Source organism: Mycobacterium sp. E802, assembly GCF_001666875.1.
In the GTDB taxonomy this organism is placed as follows: Bacteria; Actinomycetota; Actinomycetes; order Mycobacteriales; family Mycobacteriaceae; genus Mycobacterium.
Genome location: NZ_LZJD01000115.1, coordinates 20849 through 37008 on the forward strand (window position 1 = coordinate 20849; position 16160 = coordinate 37008).

The 16160-nt window shown below is 66.6% G+C and carries 16 protein-coding genes, 1 tRNA gene and 2 pseudogenes; 11 read left to right on the forward strand and 8 right to left on the reverse strand.

Annotation, left to right across the window (positions count from 1 at the left end):
- Positions 1–163 precede the first annotated feature (163 nt).
- Positions 164–373, forward strand: coding sequence for a YlcI/YnfO family protein (locus tag A5699_RS28650; protein WP_231965750.1), 210 nt, complete (start codon positions 164–166; stop codon positions 371–373).
- A gap of 16 nt (positions 374–389) precedes the next feature.
- Here the strand turns inward: A5699_RS28650 and A5699_RS17390 are convergent, their stop codons facing one another.
- Positions 390–1220, reverse strand: coding sequence for a helix-turn-helix transcriptional regulator (locus A5699_RS17390; protein ID WP_067771377.1), 831 nt, complete (start codon positions 1218–1220; stop codon positions 390–392).
- Between the two features lie 86 nt (positions 1221–1306).
- Between A5699_RS17390 and A5699_RS17395 the strand changes: the two genes are divergently transcribed.
- On the forward strand, positions 1307–2236 hold the full coding sequence (locus tag A5699_RS17395) for an SDR family oxidoreductase (protein WP_067771350.1): 930 nt from the start codon (positions 1307–1309) through the stop codon (positions 2234–2236).
- 48 nt (positions 2237–2284) lie between these two features.
- On the opposite strand, the gene A5699_RS17400 is transcribed toward A5699_RS17395, so the two are convergent.
- Entirely contained in the window at positions 2285–2944 is a 660-nt protein-coding gene (locus A5699_RS17400; RefSeq protein ID WP_067771353.1) for a TetR/AcrR family transcriptional regulator, read from the reverse strand.
- Between the two features lie 52 nt (positions 2945–2996).
- Here A5699_RS17400 and A5699_RS17405 point away from each other — a divergent pair, with 52 nt between their 5' ends.
- The 3 genes from A5699_RS17405 to A5699_RS17410 are packed head-to-tail and all read left to right on the forward strand — an operon-like array spanning position 2997 to position 6308.
- The gene (locus A5699_RS17405) at positions 2997–4421 is read left to right on the forward strand and encodes a cytochrome P450 (RefSeq protein WP_067771355.1); all 1425 of its coding nucleotides are present in this window, start codon (positions 2997–2999) and stop codon (positions 4419–4421) included.
- Positions 4422–4480: 59 nt separating this feature from the next.
- Complete coding sequence (locus A5699_RS29245; RefSeq protein ID WP_157561312.1) at positions 4481–5563, forward strand: Lrp/AsnC family transcriptional regulator; 1083 nt, start codon at positions 4481–4483, stop codon at positions 5561–5563.
- 40 nt (positions 5564–5603) lie between these two features.
- Positions 5604–6308, forward strand: a complete 705-nt coding sequence (locus A5699_RS17410; protein ID WP_082957762.1) for a hypothetical protein — start codon at positions 5604–5606, stop codon at positions 6306–6308.
- 96 nt (positions 6309–6404) lie between these two features.
- Here A5699_RS17410 and A5699_RS17415 read toward each other — a convergent pair.
- The 5 genes from A5699_RS17415 to A5699_RS17435 all read right to left on the reverse strand — a co-directional run bounded on the left by A5699_RS17415 (position 6405) and on the right by A5699_RS17435 (position 10835).
- A tRNA-Ala gene (locus A5699_RS17415) sits at positions 6405–6477 on the reverse strand.
- Positions 6478–6531: 54 nt separating this feature from the next.
- The gene (gene glpR, locus A5699_RS17420) at positions 6532–7683 is read right to left on the reverse strand and encodes a gephyrin-like molybdotransferase receptor GlpR (protein WP_067771362.1); all 1152 of its coding nucleotides are present in this window, start codon (positions 7681–7683) and stop codon (positions 6532–6534) included.
- Between the two features lie 224 nt (positions 7684–7907).
- Positions 7908–8561, reverse strand: a complete 654-nt coding sequence (locus tag A5699_RS17425) for a GNAT family N-acetyltransferase (RefSeq protein WP_067771364.1) — start codon at positions 8559–8561, stop codon at positions 7908–7910.
- A 46-nt stretch (positions 8562–8607) separates the two neighbouring features.
- Positions 8608–9846 (reverse strand): gephyrin-like molybdotransferase Glp, encoded by a 1239-nt coding sequence (gene glp / locus A5699_RS17430; RefSeq protein WP_067771365.1) that lies wholly within the window; start codon positions 9844–9846, stop codon positions 8608–8610.
- 59 nt (positions 9847–9905) lie between these two features.
- Positions 9906–10835: a UTP--glucose-1-phosphate uridylyltransferase gene (locus tag A5699_RS17435; protein ID WP_067771367.1), complete on the reverse strand. Its 930-nt coding sequence runs from the start codon at positions 10833–10835 to the stop codon at positions 9906–9908.
- A 27-nt stretch (positions 10836–10862) separates the two neighbouring features.
- Between A5699_RS17435 and A5699_RS17440 the strand changes: the two genes are divergently transcribed.
- The 6 genes and pseudogenes from A5699_RS17440 to mscL all read left to right on the forward strand — a co-directional run bounded on the left by A5699_RS17440 (position 10863) and on the right by mscL (position 15996).
- A complete protein-coding gene (locus tag A5699_RS17440; protein ID WP_157561313.1) occupies positions 10863–11462 on the forward strand; it encodes a 5-formyltetrahydrofolate cyclo-ligase in 600 nt (199 codons plus the stop codon).
- A 61-nt stretch (positions 11463–11523) separates the two neighbouring features.
- Positions 11524–13353: an amino acid permease gene (locus A5699_RS17445; protein ID WP_067771369.1), complete on the forward strand. Its 1830-nt coding sequence runs from the start codon at positions 11524–11526 to the stop codon at positions 13351–13353.
- Positions 13350–14228, forward strand: a pseudogene (locus A5699_RS17450) (universal stress protein). Before A5699_RS17445 ends, A5699_RS17450 begins: the two are co-directional and overlap by 4 nt.
- 105 nt (positions 14229–14333) lie before the next feature.
- Complete coding sequence (locus tag A5699_RS28655) at positions 14334–14666, forward strand: FmdB family zinc ribbon protein (RefSeq protein WP_082957763.1); 333 nt, start codon at positions 14334–14336, stop codon at positions 14664–14666.
- 101 nt (positions 14667–14767) lie between these two features.
- Complete coding sequence (locus A5699_RS17460) at positions 14768–15427, forward strand: SAF domain-containing protein (protein ID WP_067771370.1); 660 nt, start codon at positions 14768–14770, stop codon at positions 15425–15427.
- Between the two features lie 95 nt (positions 15428–15522).
- Positions 15523–15996, forward strand: a complete 474-nt coding sequence (gene mscL / locus A5699_RS17465) for a large-conductance mechanosensitive channel protein MscL (protein WP_067771372.1) — start codon at positions 15523–15525, stop codon at positions 15994–15996.
- 89 nt (positions 15997–16085) lie between these two features.
- Here mscL and A5699_RS29250 read toward each other — a convergent pair.
- Positions 16086–16160 (reverse strand): annotated as a pseudogene (locus tag A5699_RS29250) (MspA family porin); the annotation flags it as partial.

The window sequence follows — 16160 nt, forward strand, 5'->3', positions numbered from 1 at the left end:
TTTGTATTCGTTTGTATTACAATGTTTCGGTGGGCCACGAGCTGTTCGATCTGCCACTCGCCCCGTCCTGTAACGGCGACCCCAAGCGATGCCGGCCCATCGACTGCTATCAAGCGTCCAAATATCTCGCTGACGAATACCGGAGAGACAGATGACTCAACCCATGAATCCCGACGAGGAATACGAGTTCTACGCGCAATCAGAGAATCAGGAACCTCAAGGACCGGGACGCCGCCGGCTCACTTCCACCGTGCCAGTTCGCTTTCCACCTGAACTCCTGGAACAGGTGCGTGCTGCCGCGGCGGCCGACGACCGCTCTGTATCGTCCTGGATCCGCCGTGCGGTCGAGCACGAGCTGCGCCATCCCGCTTGATTCGCAGCTCACCTCGTCACGTCGCGCCGATCACCGAGAGCAGTTGCAGCTTCTCGTAACTCTCGCTTCCCGGCGACGCGGTGTAGACCAACAGCGTGTGGGACTGGTCGGGGTCGAGCAGGATTTGGCAGTTGAGTTCGAGACGGCCGACCTCGGGATGGAGATAGCGCTTGACATCTCGGGGCCTGATGCCGATTTCGTGCTCATCCCATAACCGCCTGAACTCCTCGCTCTCGGCGGTGAGCAGTTCGGCGTATCGCGCAGCCTTGGACTCAGGCCCCCGCAGCGTCAGCACACCCCGCAGCCCGGCGACGTACATCCGCGAGTAGAACTCATGATCTTCGGGCGGATAGATGACGCGGGTGGCCGGGTCGGTGAACCACCGGTACCCGATGCTGCGCGCCGGGCCGGTGTAGCGGCAGAGGTCGCCGACGAGTGCCACACCGAGCGGGGTCTGCCGTAGCGTCTCCCCCAACTCGGTGACGATCTCGGCCGGAGTATCGGTGAGCCGGTCGAAGATTCGCAGCATCCCGGGGCCGATGTGATCCGTGCCCGCGCTGCGCGTCGGCGGTTGGTGCCCGGCCAGCCGGAAGAGATGGTCACGCTCGTCGAGTGACAGATGCAGACCTTGCGCGATCGAGGCGATCATCTGCTCCGAGGGCTGCGGGCCGCGCTCCTGCTCCAACCGCGAGTAATAGTCCGTCGACATGTGGCACAGCGCGGCGACCTCTTCCCGCCGCAGCCCGCTCGTACGGCGACGTTGCCCACGGGGCAGTCCGACGTCCTCGGGCTGTAGGGCCCCGCGACGCCGGACGAGGAACTCCGCCAGCCCGGCCCGATCGATCATGGCTGCCATTTTCGCCCGGGCCGCTTCGCTCAGCCACGGATCGTCAGACCGTGGTTACCGCGGCGCCCGGTCGGCAGTCTCGAGTCATGCCACACGACTACGACATCACGATCGGCGACCTGACCGGAAAGCGGGCGGTGGTGACCGGCGCGAGCGACGGTATCGGTCTGGGCATTGCGACGCGGCTGGCCGCGGCCGGCGCGGACGTTGTCATGCCGGTGCGCAACCAGGCCAAGGGCGAGGCGGCGGTCGCCAAAATTCGGGAACAGCATCCGCAGGTCAAGCTCACCCTCGAGGCACTCGACTTGTCTTCGCTGGCCTCGGTGGCCGCGCTCGGTCAGAAACTGTGTGCCGAGGGCGCACCGGTTCACATCCTGGTCAACAACGCCGGGGTGATGACGCCGCCGGATCGGCAGACCACGAAAGACGGATTCGAGTTGCAGTTCGGCACAAATCATTTGGGCCACTTCGCGCTCACCGGCCACCTGCTGCCCCTGCTCAAGGCCGGCCGGGCCCGGGTGACGTCGCAGACCAGCGTCGCTGCCCGTAGCGGCGCCATCAACTGGGACGATCTGAACTGGGAGCGGTCCTACGACGGCATGGCCGCCTACCGACAGTCCAAGATCGCCGTCGGGCTGTTCGGCCTGGAACTCGACCGTCGCAGCACGGCCGCGGGTTGGGGCATCACCAGCAACATCTCTCATCCTGGCGTGGCTCCGACGAGTCTGCTGGCGGCCCGCCCGGAGGTGGGCCGCGCCGAGGACACCGTCGGCGTGCGGCTGATCCGGTGGCTTTCGGCGCGCGGCCTCGTCGTCGGCACCGTGGACAGCGCGAAACTCCCCGCGTTGATGGCCGCCACCTCGGGTGAGCCGGGCGGCTTTTACGGACCCCAGTGGCCGGGGCACGTCGGCGGTCCGCCCGGTGCGCAGAAGTTATGGAAGCCGCTGCGGGACAACGCGGGCGCGGCCCGCCTCTGGAGTACCTCCGAGGAGCTCACGGGTGCCGCGTTCGTGTGAAGCGACCGATGTCATTTCGGATCAGCCGCGTTGAAATGGCATCGAGACCTAAGTCGAGGAAACCCGACTGCGCGCCACCTGCGCCGCGCCGTTGCCCGTGATCAACCACAGCGTCGTGAGCTGGACGATGAACTCGTCGAGCGTCAGCCGAACGCCCCCGTTGACGAAATGGAGGATGGCATCGGCCGTCCCGCCGACGATGAAGGCCGGCGCCACCTTGGCCAGCGGATCTTTCTCCAACTCGACGCCGTGCACGGTGCGTCCGTGATCGATCAGCACGGATGTGAGCCGGTGCATGACGCCCGCGCGGTGGGCATCCAGCTCAGGTGAGGCCGCGACGCCGCCGAGCAGAACGCGAGCCCGGCGTGGGTCGTCGACCAGCGCCCGCACCGCGGCGGTCACACTCGCCAGGGCCTGGGCTTCCAGGGGCTCGTGCGCGGCGGCGTCCGCCGCGGCCACAGTGACACTGCGCACCCGGTCGGCGATGTCGTCGACGACGGCAGTCGCCAGGGCGTCGAGGTCAGCGAAGCTCTCGTAGAAGTACCGCTTATTGAGATTGGCCGCGGTGCAGAGCTTCTCGACCGTGGCGCCACGCCAGACGTTTTGCGCCATCACGTCCATCGCCGCCTCGAGCAGGCGCGCGCGGCGTTGGGCGCGACGAGCCTGGGCGGACTGGCCCCCGTAGGCACGTTCGGTCGTTGACACCACCCCGACATTCTGGCACGGTTCTGTACCAGATGGTCACCCCGGGGAGGACGCCATGGAACTCTGTTCGCCGGCACACGCGCACCGCCTCCAAACCTTGGGCGCGGCCGTCACCTCCAGATTCCCCAGCGGCGAGCACCCACTGGCCCCGCCGCCACGGGGCTCGAACCTCAAGCCCGTGATGGGCAACTACGGATTCCCGTTCCTCGGCCACGTGCTGAGCTCACTGGCCGACCCGCTGTCCTTCGCCCGCGACCGCTACGAGCGCTACGGGCCGGTGTCCTGGGCCGGCGGGGTCGGCTTCCGCGTCGTCGGCCTGATGGGTCCGGACGCCCTGGAAACAGCCTGGGTCAACCGGGACAAGGTGTTCTCCAGCACGCGCGGTTGGGCGCCGGTGATCGGGCCGTTCTTCCATCGCGGAATGATGTTGCTGGACTTCGACGAACACCGCGACCACCGGCGCATCATGCAGCAGGCCTTCACCCGCAGCGCCCTGGACGGGTACCTGGATTTGATGCGGCCCAGCATCGATCGCACGTTGCGCGATTGGCCGTCGACACAAGGCTTTCCGTTCTACCCCTCGATCAAGCACCTACTGCTGGAGCAAGCCGCGGAGGTGTTCGTCGGTACCCATCTCGGGCCCGAGTCCGATCAGCTTTCGGCGGATTCCCACGACACCGTCCGCGGCGGGCAGGCCCTCATCCGCGCCGACGTGCCCGGCGGAGTGTGGGCCAGGGGCCTACGGGCCCGCGAGCGGCTCGAGCGCTATTTCGCCGAGCAGGTTCCCGACCGTCAGCGTGGCGAGGGCAGCGATCTGTTCTCGATGCTGTGCCGCAGCGAGGATGAGGACGGCGCCCGGTTCACCCCGGCCGACATCGTCAACCACATGATCTTCCTGCTGATGGCCGCACACGACACCACTGCGATCGCGCTGTCCATGCTCACCTACGAGCTGGGCCGAAACCGGCAGTGGCAGGACGCGCTTCGCGACGAGGCGGTCAGCCTGCCCAACGACAGCCCCACGGTCCTCGACCTGGAGGCCTACCCTCTGCTCGATGCCGCGTTCAAAGAGACCCTTCGGATGTACGCCCCGGCGGGCGCACTGTTCCGCCAAACCATCCGCGACACCGAGATCGTCGGCCACTTCGTCCCCCGCAAAACCCAGGTCGCCATCAATGTCTATGCCTCCATGCGGCTTTCCGACTGGTGGCCCGAACCCGACACGTTCAACCCACAACGGTTCGTGAACAACGCCGCGTCGCGCGCCGCGGTAAGCCGCTACGTGTTCGCGCCGTTCGGCGGTGGGGCGCACAAGTGCATCGGGCAGCAGTTCGCCGACATGACGGTGAAGACCACGATGCACCAGATGCTGAGGCGGTTCGAGTGGAGCGTGCCCGACGACTACCGGCCTCAGCTGACCTGGGGCACCGGGCCGACGCCGGCCGACGATCTGCCGATCACCTTGCGGGCGCGGAGATAGAGCGTCAAATGAGCCCCCACGTCGCTGCAGAGATCTAACGAAACGTTCGGTGTTCGGTCTTGACCGAACACCGAACAGCTGTCACTGTTGTGGATATGATCCAGAACGGGATCGAACCTGAACAAGCGCTCATCGACGCCTTAACCAGCATTGGGTTGACAGCGACCAAGGCGAACGATCCTGACACGCACGTCGATATCTGGGTCGACGTCCCGGGCGGCAGAACCGTACCCATCGAGGTCAAATACGCATCCCTCGCCTCCGTCGACGGACTACGGGAAAAGGTTGATCGATGGAACCGCCGAACTCCGGGAGCGGCGGACGGCCAACCGACCACCAAGGTCCTCGTCGCCAACAGAATCACAGCAGATGCACGAAGCTATTTACGCAATACAGACTGGGGATGGCTTGATCTTCGCGGCCACATGCACGTGGTTGGCCCTGGGCTGTTTGTCGATGCCGATATCGAGACGACTCAACCGCGCGCACATCGAAACGCCGACCCATTCTCCGGAAATAGTGGGCTAGAGGTCGCGACCGACCTACTTCTCAATCCACGAGAGCCTGTGAGGGTCCGATCAATCGCAAAGCGAATCGGCCGATCACCGAGCACAGTTTCCGACGTCGTCGGCCGCCTCCGAGAAGCGCATTTGATCGACGGCCTGACCGCCGTTGTACCCGATCTGTTTTGGAGTCTCGTATCGGCCTGGCAACCTGCATCACTGGACGTTGCGTCTCTCCCAGGCGACGACAGGATATTGCTTAACACCCTGAAAGTCGGGCAAGACAACGGAAGTGGGCCGGGGTGGGCATTGACCGACTCCCCCGCGGCGCTGATCTACGGCGCGCCAATCGCACTACGTCGCGACTACCCTCCGGTCCTCTACGTACCCGACGACGCCACTCTCCGGCGAGCCGTCCAAGTCCTGGGCCCGGCGGCGACATCATCCACTCGATCCGCGACGCTCAGAGCCGCGCCGGTACGCGTCGTTTCGACGCATCGGGTGACCGACTACTCACAATCGGCATGGCCGCTCGCACATCCCCTGTTTGTCGCATTAGATCTGGCTCAAGATCCCGGCCGCGGCCTAGAGATCCTGTCTGAGTGGACTCCTCCTGCGAGGTGGATCCGTGTCTGGTAGTCAGTCGCCTCCTCCTAGCGTCGACTTGGCTGGATCCTCGATGAGCGCGCTCGTACATGCCATCCCGATCGCGATCGAGCGAACCGGGCGTGCCGTCGTCCTGATAGGCGGGCTAGCAGTCGTATGCCGACTCAGCAGCCCGTACCGGGCCACAACAGACGTCGACACGGTGGACCGTCGGCGGGGTGACGACCCGTCGCAACTTGACCTGTTGCTCAGCAGCGGAGCGAAGCAGGCGGGACCCGCGGGAGCTCTGATCGAAACTCCCGCCGGGACAGTCAGGGTCGATGTGCTCGAGGTAAAGGACTCCGACTACGAACCCCTTCCCGAAGATCCTTCAGACAGACTGCACGTGCTTGCGCATGGCTGGGCCGACACGACCGCTACACCAATGATCCTGAGGGCTGACAATCTGGATGCGGTCGAAGTGCGCGTCGCAGAGCCAGGTCCGCTCGTCGCCATGAAACTTCAAAATCTCCCGAACCGCCCATCGGACAAGGAAGCCACGGACCTACTGGACATTTCACGGCTCTTGCTCGATCAGTCGACAGCACGACAGGTGCGGTCGCAGCTCGCGACAGCCCCTCGGCAGATACGCGAAGACGCACTTCTTCATGCAGATCTATGGTTCCGGAGGAATGCTCGTACGTCAGCGAGCAAGATGAAGCAACTCCCGGAGGGGCGGGATACGACGATCGACGATGTCAAGTTTTACGGAGAGCTCTTATTCGAGACTCTGAGGTAAGGCCCCGGCTGCATCGCTGCGTACCCAACGCATCCCCGGCGACGAAGCGCCCCAGTTAACGAACAAAAAAACCGCTGTTGCCAGCGGTTTTATTTGTGGAGCTAAGGGGAATCGAACCCCTGACCTTCTCGATGCGAACGAGACGCGCTACCAACTGCGCTATAGCCCCTGATACCGGAACGAAAGGCTACCAGCCGTCGGGCCCCAACCGGAAACCGGCCGCTTACTGGCCGGAAGCGCGCGGCAGATCGTAATCGCGGGCCGTCGACGAGTACGACGTGTAGGCCAGGTGCTCGAAGATCGGATCCTCGTCGTCGATGTCGAGCACCACCGCACCGGGGCGCCGCAGCCGGGCCGGCACCACGTCGAGCTTGTGGTCCTCGGTGCTCTCCACTCCCAGCCGGGACCGGGCCATCCGTTGGGCACGACGACGCCGCAGCTGCTCCTCGATGCGGGTCTGCCGCCGCAGGTAGGCCAGATACAGCACGGTCAGCGCGCCTGCCGTGCCACACAGCCACCAGGCCGACGGGGTCAGCAGGAGGGCCGCGGCCCCCGAGAACAGCATCGTGACGGCCAGCACCGCCAGCACGCGCTTACGGAACCGGAACTTGCGGGCGCTGATCTCCGCGGTCTTGTCGGATTCGAACCGCCGCTGGCGGGTCGCGCTCAGTGACGAGACGGGTGCGCCGGCCCGGTCGTCGTCAGCCGGATCTTCTTCGGCCTCGGGTTCCAAACCGGACGAGTCGGCGACGTATTCGTACTCGTCGTCGGAAAGGTCGTCGAGGTCCTCGGCGTCCTGCCCGTCACCGGGCTCTTCGAGATCCGTTGGGATCTGCTCGGTTTCGGCCTCCGACTCGACCGCCTCAAAGCTCTCGACGGGCTCGGGCTCCGCTTCAGGCTCGGGAGCAGGCTCGGGGGCGGGCTCGGGGGCGCTGTCGAATTCCAAGTCGAGTTCGGGTTGCGCCTCGGCCGCCATCGCGCCGACGGGCAGCGCCCCGGAATCCTCGTCGACGATGTCGACGTCGAGGTAGTCGGGTTCGGGAGTCTCGACACCGACCGCGGCCACCACCACCGTGCGCTGCACGGTGGCATGGATCCGAACCTCGGCCGGGGCCTCGTCGGTCTCGAGATCTTCGTCGAGTTCATCGTCGAGATGGTCGGCGCTGGGCTGCCAGTCCGGGTCACTGTGGTGCCCGGCAGCCGGGCCACGACGTAGCCGTTGCGCGTTGCGGCCGCTGTTGAGCACTCGTGTCGCCAGGGCGACGTCGCTGGTACGACGCACCGAGTCGCGCTTGCTGATCAACATCGGAACCAGCACGAAGAGCCAGAGAACGACGAGGGAAATCCACAGCAGTGACTGGGGGATGCTTGGCATGAAGCCTGCTCCTTTCCCCTTCAGGCTAGGTCTGTGACCAGCGCATCCATGGACGGCGCGCCGAGACAATTACACACCTGTAATTCCCTGGATACAAGCACCAACAGTCACATGTGTCACATCGGTAACAGGTTCTAGGCCACGATTGCTCACGAGAATGACGCCAGGGCACTCAAACCGACGTCGTCACGACCCTGTGTGCTGTCTCGCGGCAAACAGTGAGATCAGCACCAACTCGCGCGCCCGGCCGAGACCAGCCCCTGCGCCGCCGAATGCGTCAGCTCCTCCAAGGTGATCGCCACCAGAAGGTGGTCGCGCCAGGCGCCGTCGACCTCGAGGTAGCGCCGCAACAGGCCTTCCTCGCGGAACCCCACCCGCGCCAGCACCGCCCGGCTCGCGGCGTTCTCCGGCCGCACCGTGGCCTCCACCCGATGCAACTGCACCCCGGTGAAGCAGTGGTCCAGGCCCAGCGCCAGCGCGCCGGTGGCCACCCCTCCCCCGGTCTTGTCGCTGGCCACCCAGTAGCCGATCCAGGCCGAGCGCAACGCCCCGTGGGTGACGTTTCCGATCGTGAGCTGACCGGCGAACTGCCCGTCGAGCTCGATCACGTACGGCAGCATCCGCCCGCGCCGGGCCTCGCTGCGCAGCCCCGAGCAGATCGCGGGCCAGGACGAGACAGCATGGCGGACATGCCAATCCACCCCGCTCACCGGTTCCCACGGTTCCAGATGTGCCTGGTCGGCAAGCCGGGTCCGGCTCCACACCGCAGCATCGCGCAGCCGCACCGGACGCAGCCGCACCACCCCGGCCGGCACCCGCAGCGGCCCGATCGGACCGGGCCAACCAGGGTGAAATCCGTCGGACCGGAACAGGCTCATCCACACCGTCGATTCGTCACACCGTCATTCATCGAATGAAGTCTTATCAGCCACGCTGGGCCAGGAATGCCACATCCACGGTTTCGCCGGTGCGAACCTCCTCGACCTCGCTGGGAATCACCACCAGACAGTTGGCCTCGGCCAGCGTCGCCAGCAGGTGGGTGGACGCACCGGGCGCCCCGCCGAGTGCCTGCACCAGGTACTCGCCGGTGTCCTGATCGCGCATCAACTGTCCGCGCAGATACCCGGTGCGCCCGGCCACCGAGCTGATCGGCGACAGCGTGCGGGCCTGGACCACGCGACGCATCGGCTGGCGCTTGCCCAGCGAAAGCCGGATCAGCGGCCGCACCATCACCTCGAACACCACCAGCGCGCTCACCGGGTTGGCGGGCAGCAGGAAGACGGGAACGCGATCGCGGCCGAGCTGGCCGAAGCCCTGCACCGAGCCGGGATGCATCGCGATGCGCGACACCTCCATCTCACCGAGTTCGGACAGCACACTGCGCACCGATTCGGCGGCTGCCCCGCCCACGGCACCGGCGATCACCACGATCTCGTTCCGATTGACTTGGCCCTCAACGGTTTCCCGGAGCTCCCGCGGATCGGTACTGATGATGCCGACCCGGTTGACCTCCGCGCCCGCGTCACGACCGGCGGCAGCCAGTGCGTAGGAGTTCACGTCGTAGACCTGCCCGGTGCCCGGGGTACGGGACACGTCGACGAGTTCGCCCCCCACGCACATCACCGACAACCGCGGCCGCGGGTGCACCAGCACCCGGTCGCGCCCGACGGCGGCGAGCAACCCGACTTGGGCCGGGCCGATGATGGTGCCGGCCCGCACCGCGACGTCGCCGGGTTGCACGTCGTCACCGGTGCGCCGGACGTAGGCGCCCGAACGCACACTACGCAGGATGCGGACCCGGCTCTCCCCGCCGTCGGTCCACCGCAGCGGCAGCACCGCGTCGGCCAGCGTCGGCATCGGCGCGCCGGTCTGCACCCGGGCCGCCTGGCGCGGTTGCAATCGGCTGGGGGTACGCGCCCCCGCCTCGATCGAGCCCATCACCGGCAGGCTGATCTCGCCGGCACCGTCGCCGACCGACAGCACGTCGACGCTGCGCACGGCATACCCGTCGATCGCGGCCTGGTCGAATCCCGGCATGGGCCGCTCGGTGACGACCTCCTCGGCGCACATCAGGCCCTGTGACTCGGCGATGGCCACCCGCACCGGCCGGGGCGCCACCGCGGCGGCCGCTACCCGAGCCTGCTGTTCCTCGACCGAACGCACAACACGCCTTTCTATCCCGTCTGCGAGCCCTCGGGCGCGGCTACCGGACCAGCGTGTCGCTAGCCCTCCTGACCGGCCAAGCCCAATCGTCCGACCAACCACTGCCGCAACTCGGGGCCGTAGTCGTCACGTTCCAACGCAAAGTCAACCGCAGCCTTCAGGTAGCCGCCGGGATTTCCCAGGTCGTGTCGGGCTCCGCGATGCACCACCACGTGCACGGGATGCCCCTCGTCGATCAACAGCGCGATGGCGTCGGTCAGCTGGATCTCGCCGCCCACCCCGCGCGAAACCCGGCGCAGCGCATCGAAGATCGCCCGGTCCAGGATGTAGCGACCGGCCGCGGCGTACGGCGACGGCGCATCTTCGGCCTTGGGCTTCTCGACCATGCCCTTGACCCGCAACACGTTCGGGTTGGCCGCGTCGGGCACCGTCTCGACGTCGAAGACGCCGTAGGCACTGATCTTGTCGCCGGGCACCTCGATCGCGCACAACACGGTGCCGCCACGCTTGGCCCGCACCTTCGACATGGTCTCCAACACGCCCGTCGGCAACACCAGATCGTCGGGCAGCAGCACCGCGATCGCGTCTTCGTCGGGCGACAGCGCATTCTCGACGCAGCTGATCGCATGCCCCAGGCCCAGCGGCTCGGCCTGCACCACCGACTCGACCTTGATCAGCTCGGGAGCCCGGCGCACCTTTTCCAGCATGGTCTTCTTGCCGCGGGCTTCCAGCGTGCCCTCCAGCACCAGGTCTTCGACGAAGTGTGCGACCACACCGTCTTTGCCCTCGGAGGTGATGATGATCAGCCGCTCGGCGCCGGCCTCGGCCGCCTCGGCCGCGACCAGCTCGATGCCGGGCGTGTCGACCACCGGGAGCAATTCCTTGGGGACCGTCTTGGTCGCGGGCAGAAAGCGCGTGCCCAGACCGGCCGCGGGGACCACGGCCGTGTAGGGAATCGGCACTTCAGGCGCCTTATGAGAGGTGCTCATCGTTCACACACTAACGTCAGTTCTGAAATGGTGGAGGGCGTGACCCCGCCGACCAAGACCGAGTTGCGAGCCGACGTTCTGCGTGCCCGACGGGCCGTGCCCGCCGAGATCCGCGACCGCGAGGCGCAGGCACTTTGCCGTTGGTTGCCCGCCCTGGCCACCGCCGGGCAGACGGTGTGCGCCTATGTTCCGGTGGGCTCCGAGCCGGGGTCGGCGGCCCTGTTGGACACCCTGGCGGAACTCGGTGTGCGCGTGCTCCTTCCGGTGGCGCGCAACGACGACGACGGCCGCGCCCGGCCGATGCAGTGGGGCCCGTATCAGCCCGGGGTGTTGGTCGCGGCCGAGTTCGGTCTGCGCGAACCGCCGCCACCGTGGTTGCCCGCGAGCCGGATTGCCGACGCCGCGACGATCCTGGTGCCGGCCCTGGCCGTGGATCGGCACGGCACGCGGTTGGGCCGGGGCGCCGGGTTCTATGACCGCAGCCTGACCTACGCCGCACCGCAGGCCCGGTTGGTCGCCGTGGTGCGTGACGACGAGCTGGTCGACCAGTTGCCGGCCGAACCGCACGACGTGCGGATGACGCATGCGCTGACGCCGGCGGGCGGGCTGACGACGTTGGGCGGCTGAGCATAGCTTCGCTCATGTCGGGGTATGCGGTTGTCCTCATATGAGAAGAGAGGCGACGGACATGGGCGAAACGCCGGCGTTGAAGAAGGCACTCAGTCAGCGACAGCTCCGGATGATCGCGATCGGCGGGGTGATCGGCGCCGGCCTGTTCGTGGGGTCGGGCGTGGTGATCGGCGACACCGGCCCAGGCACGTTCATCACGTATGCCCTGGCGGGCCTGCTGATCATCATGGTGATGCGGATGCTGGCCGAGATGGCCGTGGCCAATCCGTCGACCGGGTCGTTCGCCGACTACGCCCGCAACGCGCTGGGCAATTGGGCCGGGTTCTCGGTGGGCTGGCTGTATTGGTATTTCTGGGTGATCGTCGTCGGCTTCGAAGCGATCGCCGGCGCCAAGATCATCCAGTACTGGATCGACGTGCCACTGTGGCTCACCGCGCTGGTCCTGTTGATCGCGATGACGGCCACCAACCTGTTCTCGGTGTCCTCGTTCGGCGAGTTCGAATACTGGTTCGCCGGGGTGAAAGTCGCGGCGATCCTGGTGTTCCTGGCCCTTGGCGGGTTGTTCGTCTTCGGGCTGTGGCCGGACAAGGACATGGACTTCTCCAACCTCACCGCGCACGGCGGGTTCTTCCCGCTGGGCGCCACGGCCATCACGGTCGGCGTGGTGACGGTGATCTTCTCGATGGTCGGCGCCGAGATCGCCACCATCGCCGCGGCCGAATCGGCCGATCCGGAACGCGCGGTGGCCAAGGCCGCGAACTCGGTGATCATCCGCGTGTTGATCTTCTTCGTCGGGTCGGCGTTCCTGTTGGTGACGATCCTGCCGTGGAACAGCGAGCAGACCGCGGCCTCGCCGTTCGTCGCGGCGTTCACCGAGTTGGGCATTCCCTATGCCGACCACATCATGAACGCCGTGGTGCTCACGGCCGTGCTGAGTTGCCTGAACTCCGGGATGTACACGGCATCGCGAATGTTGTTCGTACTGGCCGCCCGTCGCGAGGCGCCGCCGCAGCTGGTGGCGGTGACCCGGCGCGGTGTTCCGGCCACGGCGATCCTCACCTCGTCGGTGGTCGGGTTCGTCTGCGTGATCGCCGCCGCGTTCTCCCCGAACACCATCTTCGCGTTCCTGTTGAATTCCAGTGGTGCGGTGATCCTGTTCGTCTATCTGCTGATCGCGATCTCGCAGATCCTGCTGCGCTACCGGACATCCCCGGACACCCTCAAGGTCAAGATGTGGCTGTTCCCGGTGCTGTCGATCCTGACCGCCGTGGCCATCGTGGCGATCCTGGTGCAGATGTTCGTCCAGGGCGGCGACAACCGAAAAGCCTTGACGCTGAGCCTGTTGTCCTGGGCCGTGGTGATCGTGCTGTTCCTGGCCAATCGGTGGTTCGTCAAGCGCAGGCCGGAGGCCAAAGAGACGCGCGCCGAAGGATCACCGCCGCCACATCGAGTTCTGGTGCTGGCCAACAAGACCGTGGAATCCAGTGAACTTCTCGAGGAGCTGCGCAGCATCGGCGCCGACCGCGACACCGTCTATCACGTGGTGGTGCCGGCCAGTCCGATCGAGACGGGGGTGGCCGCCACCCACGGCCCCCTCGACATCTCCGAGGCCACCCGGCGCGCCGCCCAGCAGCGCCTCGACCAGACCCTGGGCACGCTGCGCAGCGACGGCCTGCAAGCCGACGGCGAGCTGGGTGACTATCGTCCGCTGCGAGCCCTGTCCCACGGCGTCCAGACATTCCGCCCCGATCAGATCGTGATTTCGACACTGCCACCGGAAGATTCGGTGTGGCAGCGCTTCGACGTCGTCGACCGGGCCCGTGCCGAGCATCAGATCCCGGTCACGCATGTCGTATCGCGGCTCGACACCCAGGAGCATGCGTCGTGACCATCTTGGCGGCGTTCAGCGCCAGCCGGCACAGCAGCGCACCGCTGAATCTGGCCGTCTAGATCGCCCGCACCACCGGGGAACCGGTGATCGCGGCGGCCGTGGTGGAGCGGGCCTGGCGGGACGACCCGGTCGAGACGGAGTATCTGGGTTATGTCCGCACGCAGGCCGCCCAGGCCCTGCAGCGGGCCGTGACCGAGTTGCCCACCGACGTCACCCTCAGCCAGGTGGTACACGAGTCCTCGTCGATACCAACAGGGTTGATGGAACTGGCGGATGCCAATCGGGTGTCGGTGGTGTCGGTGGGATCCTCCTCGTCGGGGATGCTCGGGCGGATCACGCTGGGCAGCGTGACCGAACGCCTCGTGCACACCGCACGGGTGCCGGTGGCTTTCGCGCCGCGCGGGTACGCCGAGACCAGCGGGCGGATCCGCCGACTCACCGCCGCCTACGGCGGGGAGGCCGACGTCAACGGCCTCATCCCGGCCACCGCCACATGGGCCGAGGACTGGTCGGCCGGCCTGCGCATCGTGTCGTTCACCGTCCGCAACACCGCGGCGTTCTACGGATCCATCGAGTCCTCGGCCGAGGAGTTGGTGGTGGCGCAGTGGACCCGGCGCACCCGGGCCGAGATCACCAGGCAGCTCAACGCGATTCGCGACCACATGCCGATCGAGGATGCCGAGGTGGTGGTGGGCGCGGGGCATGACTGGGGTGCGGCGGTGCAGAGCGTGCCATGGCGCCCCGGGGACCTGCTGGTGCTGGGCTCGGGCGCGGCGGCTCCGAGCCGGCAGGTGTTCCTCGGCTCGGCCGCGGGCAAGATCCTGCGCCATTCCCCGGTGCCGGTGATGATCGCGCCGCGTTATCCGGGATAGCGGGATCGCTCGACGGGAATGACCGGGAATGACCTAGCCCACCTAGCGGTTCTAGCACTTGAGCCGGTAGAGTGCTAACAAGTTTGACCAACTCGGAGGGTTTTCGTGCCTACCTATTCCTACGCATGCACTGAGTGCGGCAATCGGTTCGATGCGGTGCAGGCCTTCAGCGATGACGCGCTGACCACCTGCCCCAAGTGCTCGGGCAAGCTGCGCAAGCTCTTCGGCTCAGTGGGAGTTGTGTTCAAGGGCAGCGGCTTCTACCGCACCGACAACCGCGAGTCAGGCAAGAGCTCGTCCAACGGCTCGGCCAAGAGCTCCGAGAGCAGCTCGTCGAGCACGTCCTCCGACTCCTCATCCTCGTCGTCGAGCAGCTCGTCATCGAGCACCTCGTCGTCGAGCAGCTCCAGCCCGGCCCCGGCCGCCGCGTCGAGCTAGCGCCCAATTCACCGACCTGGGTTATCCACAGGGCTGGGTTATCCACAAGACGGCGAACATCGCCGTTCCCCCGTCGGTCCGGTCGCGCTTAACGTGGCGCCATGGCCGAGTCTCTCAACCCACCGCCTTGGCGTCGGCTGACCGCTGCGCGGCCTGATTGGACCCGTACGGTGGCTGCGCGCCGCGTGGCTGCCGCCGGGCTGGTGGTGTTGGCAGCCGTCGCGGCCCTACGCTCCGATCCGCATGGCGACTACTCCGATGTTGCCGTCGCCGCTCACGACCTGACCCCCGGCGTCGCGCTGACCAGCGCCGACGTGCGGTTGGAGCGACGCAGTAGCGCGTCGGTGCCCGACGGCGCACAACACGACGTCGAGGCGGTGCTCGGCGCGACGCTGACCGCACCGGCCCGGCGTGGCGAAGTGCTCACCGATGTTCGGCTACTGGGGTCGCGGCTGGCCGAATCGACCGCCGGGCCCGACGCCCGCATCGTGCCGCTGACCCTGGAGGACACCGCGCTATTGGATCTGATCCGCGCCGGCGACGTGGTCGATGTGCTGACGGTCAGTACCGATCGGGACGACGAGAAGCCGGCCCGGCCCGTCGTGGTCGCCTCGGGCGCGGTCGTGGTGCTGGTGTCGGAAAAGGGCCGCGCAGCCGGGGCCGGCAGTGATCGCGTGGCCCTGGTGGCGCTGCCCGCGCGCTCGGCCAATGAGGTGGCGGCCACCAGTCTGGTGCAGGCCGTCACCTTGACAATTCACTGATTCCTCAGGCGCACAACAACCGCAGGCCTGCCTGTTACTCCGTTACTGTTTGCTTGTCGCACCCAGTACACCCCACTGCAGGAAGGGTCCGAAGTATGTTGAAAGGCTTCAAAGAGTTTCTCTCCCGTGGCAACGTCATCGATCTGGCGGTTGCTGTGGTCATCGGCGCCGCCTTCACCGGGTTGGTCACAGCGTTCACGGAGAAGGTGATCCAGCCACTCGTCGACCGCGTCGGCGCCGGCGGCGACCGGGAATACGGCATCCTCAAAATCTCCCTGGGCGGCGATCCCGAGCAGTTCGTCGACTTCAACGCCGTGCTGTCAGCGGCCATCAACTTCCTGATCGTCGCCGCTGTCATCTACTTCGTCATCGTCTTGCCGTACAAGAAACTGCGTGAGCGCGGCGAGGTGGAACAGGCCCAGGACACCGAGCTGAGCATCCTCACCGAGATCCGGGATCTGCTCGCCGAGAACGCCAATGGGTCCAGCGGTAAGCACGAGCATGTCACTGGTCCGGGCACCGGCCCGAGCCCGGACACCGCCAAGCACACCAGCGCCGACCGGACCTGAACACAAGCCGACAGATACAAAAGCGGCCCCCGGATGTTTCCGGGGGCCGCCTTTGTCCACTGCTCAGTTCATGAGCTCAGTTCATGTGCTCAGTTCATGTTCCAAGGCTCGCCGTAGGTGGTGACGCTGTCACCGGTGGAGGCGATCAGCCGGGCGAACGGCCG